Consider the following 7435-nt stretch of genomic DNA (forward strand, 5'->3'; position numbering starts at 1 on the left):
CACGGGAACCCCCATGTCCGACACCACGACCCATCTGGGCCTGCCCTATCTTCTGGCGGCGCAGGCGCAGAAGCATGTCACCCACAATGAGGCGCTGCGCCTGCTTGATGCCATGGTGCAGCTCTCGGTCCTCGACCGCACACGCACCGCGCCCCCGGCCAGCCCCACCGACGGCAACCGGCATCTGGTGGCCTCGGGCGCGAGCGGACTCTGGGCCGGGTGGGATCTGAACATCGCCTTTTGGGTGGACGGCGCATGGATCCGGCTGGTGCCGCGCACTGGCTGGATGGTTTGGGTCGCGGCGGAGGGGCTGTTTCTCGTCTGGACCGGCAGCGCCTGGGAAGTGGTCGGCGAGCCGCGCGACGTGTCGGATGCCGTGTTCAGCCTGGTGAACGACGCGGACCCGACGAAGAAAGCGACCTTCTCGCTCGCAGGGATCAGCGCCGGGACGACGCGCAGCTTCACGCTGCCGAACACCTCGTCCGAACTGGCGATCCTCGCGGGGACGCAGACTTTCACTGGCAACAAGACCTTCTCAGGGACGTTGACCGCTTCGGGCACGGTTACGGTCTCGGCGGCGTCGGCCAGTATTGGGACGGCAACGACGACCGCCACCTATGGCGTGGGCACCGGCGCCACGACCACCGGCGTCACCAAGACCGTGAACATCGGCACCGGCGGCGCGTCCGGATCCACAACGGTCGTCAACATCGGTTCGGCCACAGCAGGGGCCGGGGGCACGACCGTCATCAACACACCGACGGTCACCTTCGCCAATGCCGTCACGCAGGTTGGCATGCCCCAGGCGAACCTGACCGCGCAGCTTCTGGGCCTCGGCGGGGCGACGGCCGACAGCTACAATCGGCTCTCGGTCAACACGCCCGCCGTGCTGCTGAACAATGCGGGCGCAGGGATCGAGGCCACGGTCAACAAGGCGGCCCCGGCGAACGATGCCGCCGTCGCCTTCAAGACCGGATTTTCGGCGCGGGCGCTGATCGGTCTTTTGGGCAACGACGACTTCAGCTTCAAGGTGAGCCCAGACGGTTCCGCCTTCTTCGATGCGATCAGGATCGACCGCACCAACGGCCAGGTGGAACTGCCGCAGCCGACGGTATTGCCGGGACTGGCCGCAGCGCCAACCCCGCCGCCCGCAGGCAAGGCCGCCGTCTATGCCCGCAGCCGCGCCGGGGCGCCTTGGATCGACGTGATGCGCCCCTCTGGCCGGGACTTTCCGCTCCAGCCGCATTTCGGGGTGAACCGGATCGCCACGTGGACACCTTCGGTCACGACGACGATCACCACCGAAGGGATGCCGATCACCTCGGTCGGCACCGTGTCGCACCCGACGCTGGCCGCGACGAACCTGGCCGCCTCGATGCGGCGCTGGCGTCTGACCTCCGCGGCGGTCGTGGACTCGGTCGCCGACCAGCGTTCCGCAGGCTGGGCCTGCTGGCGCGGCAACGCGGCGGGCCTCGGCGGCTGGACCTTCGTCACGCGGATTTCGCTGACGACGCTGCAAGCGACCGGCATGGGGTTCTTCGGCCTCTACGGATCTACGGCCGCGCTGGCCACCACCCTGACCCTGGCTGCCGCCATCAACTGCATCGGCATCGGCTTCCAGCGCGGAACCCATGCGAACTGGCAGCTGGTTCGCAACGACGGTACCGGCGCACCGACCCTGACTGACATGGGCGCGTCCTTCGCCATCGCCACCGGTGGCGTGCTGACGATCTTCATCGCCGCCCCGCCGAACGGCAGCTCGGTCTGGGTGCGTGTCGTCCACGAGGTTTCCGGCGCGGTCTTCGAACAGGAGATCACCGCCGACCTGCCAGCGGCCACGCAATTCCTGTCGCCGAGGCTGTTCCTGAACACCGGCGCGACCGCCGCCGTCGTCGCCTACGACTGTGCCGGGGTCTACCTGGAAACCGATTTCTGACCGACCGCAACCCGCGGCGATGAAAGGACCATCATGAACGACCAGACCACTCTCGCCGGGGAGGTCGCGCGGGCCTTTCGGGACCACGGGATCACCGCCGCGCTGACCGCCCTGATCGGCGGCACCATGGCCTTGATCGCGGCAATCACACGCAAGGCCTTCACCAACGAGGCCCTGCTGGATCGCCTGGACCGGGAACTGATCGCCGACCGGGACCGCATCGACCGCCAGCGCAGTGAGGACCGCAAGGCTGATGGCGACCGCCTCGACCGGATCGAGACGGACATCCGATCCATGCGGGACATGCTGTTCGACGCATTCCAGCGCAGCCGATCCGACTGACCCATCCGAACCTCGCCAACCGACACCCCACCCGCCCCAGAGGCGGGTTTTTCATTTGGAGGATGCCATGCCCACCCTGACCTACCGCCACTGGCGCGACGTGCCCGCCAACACCTGGCGCTGGCCGAACTTCTCGGCCGCCGAGATCGCCTGCCGCGGCACCGGCGCGATCAAGATCAACACCGAGGCGATGGACAAGCTGCAGGCCCTGCGCGATCGGCTGGGCAAGCCGCTGATCGTGCGCTCGGCCTACCGCAGCCCGGAACACAATCGCGCTGTCGGCGGGGCGCCCGCGTCCAAGCACATGCAGGGCACAGCCTTTGACATCGCGATGGCGAACCACGATCCTTCGACCTTCGAGGCAGCGGCGCGGGCGGTCGGGTTCCTGGGGTTCGGATACTATCCCCGCTCCGGCTTCATGCACATCGACCTCGGGCCTGCCCGATCCTGGGGCGATCCCTTTCCGGCGCGGGCCGTCCCCTTCGCGCCGGAACTGCCGCCCGCGCGCGAAGTCCTGTCGGAAAGCCGCACGCTCCGTGGCGGGGGTGCTGCAGGTGCCGCCACCGTCGGCGCCGCCGGTGTGGAGGTGCTTCAGGATGTCCTTGCCGAAACCCAGTCCACGATCCAGCCGCTGGTGCCGTACCTCGACACCCTGCGCTGGGTGCTGATCGTCATCGCGCTGATCGGCATCGCCGTCACGATCCACGCTCGGCTCGACGACTGGAAACGGGGCCAGCGGTGACCCTTTCGCTCTTCACCCATGGCCCGGAGCGCAAGGCGCTGGGCCTGATCCTGCCCGCCGCAGCGATCCTGCTGTTCCTGCTGAACCTCCGCCGCGCAGGCGAACGCGCCGGGCGCGCCGCCGAACGCCTTGATGCCAAAGAAAGAAACGATGCGATCCACCGCCAGATGCTCGACGCTGCCGCCCATCGCCCCCCTGATCGCGATGCTCTGGCTGACCGGCTGCGCGATGGCAGGTTCTGAGACCCGCGCGCCATGTCCGCCCGTGGTCGAGTACACCAGCGCTGAGCAGGCGCGCGCGGCAGACGAGGTTGAGGCGATGCCGGAAGACGCAGTGATTGTCCGGATGCTGAGCGACTACACTGTTCTACGCGATCAGGCGCGGGCCTGCCGTTGAAATCCGGACCTGGCGATGCCCCACCCTGACCGAGACCGACTGCCTGATAGCAGCTGAGCCTAACGTCACCTCGTCAGCATGGACGTCATCGACTGCATCTAATTCACCCTTTGGTTGATCGCCGGTGACTCCTCGGCGGAAAGCCGGTATCGTTCGATGTGAACTAGCTCAGAGATCATTGAGGAGCAACTTTTGCGAGTATGTCGGATAAGTATCAATCATTTCCGTGGCATCAAAGGCGCCGTTCTGCACTTGCCCAAGCATGCGGTGCTAATCGGCGACAACAATACTGGCAAAACGACCATTCTTGAGGCGCTGGACCTCGCTCTTGGTCCTGATCGACTGAATCGTACCCCGCCGATTGATGAGCACGATTTTCATCAGGGGCGGTATTTGGCCAAGTCGGATCCAGAAGCGGCTGCAATCGAAGATGGCGATGCAGCGGGGAAAGCCTTAGGCCCCGATGAACCTGCGGCAGCCGAAGAGTCGGACGCCGAGGCACCGCGTATCGAGATTGAGGTCACCATTGCCGATCTGAGCGAAGAGCAGCTGGCCCGCTTTGGTGACAACGTCGAGTTTTGGGACTCGAACGCGGACTCTTTCTATGAGGCGCCGAATCCAGAAGGTATCGACCCAGCCCATGTCGTCGAAGCGCTCCGCGTGACCTTCCACGGCTGCTACGACGTCGAGGAAGATGACTTTGAGGGGCGAACTTACTTCACGCGAAGCCTCCTGGACGGAGGCACACCAGTCCCTTTCACGAAGAAGGACAAGCAGGCCTGTGGCTTCCTTTACCTTCGATCCCTTCGCACTGGCACACGCGCGCTCAGCCTTGAGCGCGGCAGTCTCCTCGACATTATCCTCCGGCTTAAGGAAGTCCGGCCACAAATGTGGGAAGACACGCTCGCGACTCTGTCGGGTTTCTCCGTGGCCGCAGATCCGGCCCTTGGCATTACTGGCGTACTCGAAAGCATAAACGCCGCCCTGAAGAAGTACGTGCCGAAGGAATGGGGCATCGAGCCACACTTAAAGGTTTCAAACCTGACCCGCGATCACCTTCGCAAAGTCATCACGGCCTTCATTGCTACAGGCGAAGGCCAACATGCGGCCCCTTACTACCGGCAGGGAACGGGCACGATCAACATGCTCGTCCTCGCAATGCTGTCGCAGATTGCAGCCGACAAGCAGAACGTGATTTTCGCGATGGAAGAACCGGAAACGGCAATCCCGCCTTACGCGCAGAAGCGCATCGTACATGAAATCCGTCAGCTCGCCTCGCAGGCGCTTTTCACTTCGCATTCCCCTTACGTGCTTGAAGAGTTCGCCATCGAGGAAACAGTCGTACTGGGGCGCGGCTCCGACGGCGTGCTTGCTCGCAAGCCAATCAGCCTGCCTGACAACGTGAAGCTCAAGCGGTACCGGCAGGAGTTCCGGACAAGGTTCTGCGAAGGGCTTCTTGCCCGCCGCATTTTGATCGCGGAAGGCGCAACAGAGGCGTCGGCCTTTCCTGTTGTTTGCCGACTGCTTAGCGAACTTAAGCCAGACACCTACCGTTCCCTCGAAGCTATGGGCGTTTGCGTGGTTGATGCCGGTAGCGAGACAAACATACCCGGCATGGCGAAACTCTATCGTGAGCTCGGCAAGCGCACGTTCGCCTTGTGCGACAAGCAGGAAGCTGCGCACCAAGCCCTCATTGAGCAAGAAGTCGAGTGCCTGCTCATGCACGGCGAAAAGGGATTTGAGGCAATGGTCCTCAAAGGCACGACAGAAAATGCGCTCAAGCGCTTTGCCGCGACCATCGACTGGCCGCAGGACCTTACGCAAACCTTCCCCGATCCAGTCGCTCAGGCGAGCGATGCGCTAGCTGCATACTTCAAAAAGAACAAAGGGAACTGGGGCATTTCCGATTTCCTTGCACAGTGCTCCGAAGACGAAATTCCGGAATGGCTTAGGCAGGCCTGCACGCGACTTAAGGACATCTGCGATCCCCCGCCCCTGCCCCCGCCGCCTGCAGAGGCGGCCGCACAACCCGAAGCTGGCCAACCGGGGGCGCCTGCGGATGGAGCTGACTGAAAAACAACAAGGCGTTCTTGCTGCAGGCGGCCATCTCCTCGTCACAGGGGGGCCGGGGTCAGGGAAGACAACGATCTCTATTCACAAAGCGGCCGGAATTGCCGCGAGGGATCTGCGACCAGGTCAGCAGGTCCTGTTTCTCAGTTTTGCTCGCGCCAGCGTTTCGCGTGTTGTCGAAGCCATCGAATACGAACAGCAGATCCCGCGCCAGTTGAAGAGCCGTATCGAGGTCGAAACCTATCATTCGCTGTTCTGGCGCCTCCTTAAGACCCACGGTTACCTTGTCGGTCTGCCCCGGCGGTTGACGATCCTCACGCCACCAAGCGAAGCAATTGCTCTGTCGGCTATTCGCCTTGGCTTCGGGGCTGACAGCGCCCTGTCCGATGCCGAAAGGGCAGCTAAACACGCGGCAGAAATTGTGGAACGGCGGCGCCTAGCCGAACAGGAAGGCCGCGTCTGCTTCGATCTGTTCGCGACGTATGTTGGCGACCTTTTCACCGGAAGCGAGCGCCTCCGCCGACTCTTTGCGACCATGTACCCAGTCGTCATTCTGGACGAGTTCCAGGACACAAATGCTGCCCAATGGCGCATCGTTGAGGCGATCGGCCAATTTTCACGGCTCATCGCGCTTGCAGATCCCGAACAGCGCATCTTCGATTTCATCGGCGCTGACCCGGAAAGACTCAACCACTTTCGGGAGAAGTTCGCACCCGTCGAGGTCGATTTCGGCACGACCAACCACCGCAGCGCCGGAACCGAAATCGGTTTGTTCGGGAATGATATCCTGAAAGGTACATTCCAGAAGAGCAGCTATGTCGGCATTGACTGCCAAGTATTCGAGCCATACCCGGACGCGGCAATGTCAAAGCTTGTTACAACGACATATGCAGCGCGCGGACGCTTGGTAGCAGGCGGCAAAGCAGACTGGTCCCTCGCAGTCCTTGTGCCGACACGAAAGATGACTCGTCTGGTGTCGGACAGCTTCAGATCCCCACCCGCGGGCATGGCCCCCATAGTGCATACTGCGGTCGTCGAGATCGACGCGGCCATCTTAGGTGCAGAGATCGTTGCGCATCTCCTCCAAACACCTAGAGATTCCAAGCATTTTGGCCATTTGATCGAGCTGCTGTGCAGCTATTACCGTGGAAAGGGCGGCGAAAAACCGACAAGCGGCGCATTGAAGCAAGCAGACGATCTCGCCAAGGCCCATGTGAAGTGGAATGCTGCGCTTGCATCCGGCAAGGCATCAAACGCCAAGAGCGTTATCAAGGCCGTGTCGACCGTATATGAAGCCGCACGTGCCGCGGTCTTGACCGGTGACCCAGATAAGGATTGGCGAACCATTCGCGCGGTCCTCGAAGGTGGGCCTTGCCCGCGGTTACGCGAGGTCGGATCAGAAGTGCGCAACATCCGCATCCTGGAACGAGGCTCGCAGCTCAGGCAGAGCCTCACCCAAGATTGGCGTGACAATGGTGCATACCTGAACGCACTTGAAATCGTGCGCCAAGCCTTCGTACAGGACCATTTCGCAACAGGTATCAAACCAGAGACGGGGGTCGTGATCATGAACATGCACAAAGCGAAGGGGAAGCAATTCGACGAAGTCATTATCTTTGAAGGCTGGCCAGTGATCCGCAATCGAAAGATCATCGCTAACCCGCATCGCATTGTGCGGGACAACGATAGGAAGCAAATTGCTGACGATGTTCGCCAGAACTTCCGGGTGAGCGTGACGCGGGGTCGTCAAAGGACGACCATACTAACGCCGAAAGCTGATCCATGCGTGCTGCTGTTGGGGAGCTCTTGATCCGTTGCCTGCTGGTGCCCGCTCGTGCGTGCTGGTGCAGTTTTTCTGATGTGGTGTTGATGTGGCGTTGATGTAAACGGGCAAATGCAAAGAGCGCCCCGCAGGGCGCTGCGCAAGTATCTGATCTTACGGGAATATT

General features: G+C 62.4%; 6 protein-coding genes. All 6 read left to right on the top strand.

Going from position 1 to position 7435, the window contains the following annotated elements; genetic code table 11:
• The first annotated feature begins 13 nt into the window (after positions 1-13).
• The 6 genes from ACTVZP_RS19445 (at position 14) to ACTVZP_RS19470 (ending at position 7296) form a co-directional block, all read left to right on the top strand.
• Positions 14-1936, top strand: a complete 1923-nt coding sequence (locus tag ACTVZP_RS19445; RefSeq protein WP_443213821.1) for a DUF2793 domain-containing protein — start codon at positions 14-16, stop codon at positions 1934-1936.
• Positions 1937-1969: 33 nt separating this feature from the next.
• The gene (locus tag ACTVZP_RS19450; protein WP_443213822.1) at positions 1970-2278 is read left to right on the top strand and encodes a hypothetical protein; all 309 of its coding nucleotides are present in this window, start codon (positions 1970-1972) and stop codon (positions 2276-2278) included.
• Between the two features lie 67 nt (positions 2279-2345).
• Complete coding sequence (locus tag ACTVZP_RS19455; RefSeq protein ID WP_443213823.1) at positions 2346-3020, top strand: YcbK family protein; 675 nt, start codon at positions 2346-2348, stop codon at positions 3018-3020.
• Positions 3017-3262, top strand: a complete 246-nt coding sequence (locus ACTVZP_RS19460) for a hypothetical protein (RefSeq protein ID WP_443213824.1) — start codon at positions 3017-3019, stop codon at positions 3260-3262. The genes ACTVZP_RS19455 and ACTVZP_RS19460 overlap by 4 nt, the downstream gene beginning before the upstream one ends.
• Positions 3263-3608: 346 nt before the next feature.
• Entirely contained in the window at positions 3609-5489 is a 1881-nt protein-coding gene (locus ACTVZP_RS19465; protein ID WP_443213825.1) for an ATP-dependent nuclease, read from the top strand.
• Entirely contained in the window at positions 5476-7296 is a 1821-nt protein-coding gene (locus ACTVZP_RS19470) for a UvrD-helicase domain-containing protein (protein ID WP_443213826.1), read from the top strand. Before ACTVZP_RS19465 ends, ACTVZP_RS19470 begins: the two co-directional genes overlap by 14 nt.
• Positions 7297-7435 lie beyond the last annotated feature (139 nt).

This window comes from Rhodobacter sp. NSM (genome assembly GCF_052244495.1).
Classification (GTDB): domain Bacteria; phylum Pseudomonadota; class Alphaproteobacteria; order Rhodobacterales; family Rhodobacteraceae; genus Cereibacter_A.

Bases quoted from the DNA above. Each gene is read 5' to 3' on its own strand.
- ACTVZP_RS19455 (WP_443213823.1), top strand. From the start codon at position 2,346: ATGCCCACCCTGACCTACCGCCACTGGCGCGACGTGCCCGCCAACACC.
- ACTVZP_RS19470 (WP_443213826.1), top strand. From the start codon at position 5,476: ATGGAGCTGACTGAAAAACAACAAGGCGTTCTTGCTGCAGGCGGCCAT.
- ACTVZP_RS19445 (WP_443213821.1), top strand. From the start codon at position 14: ATGTCCGACACCACGACCCATCTGGGCCTGCCCTATCTTCTGGCGGCG.
- ACTVZP_RS19450 (WP_443213822.1), top strand. From the start codon at position 1,970: ATGAACGACCAGACCACTCTCGCCGGGGAGGTCGCGCGGGCCTTTCGG.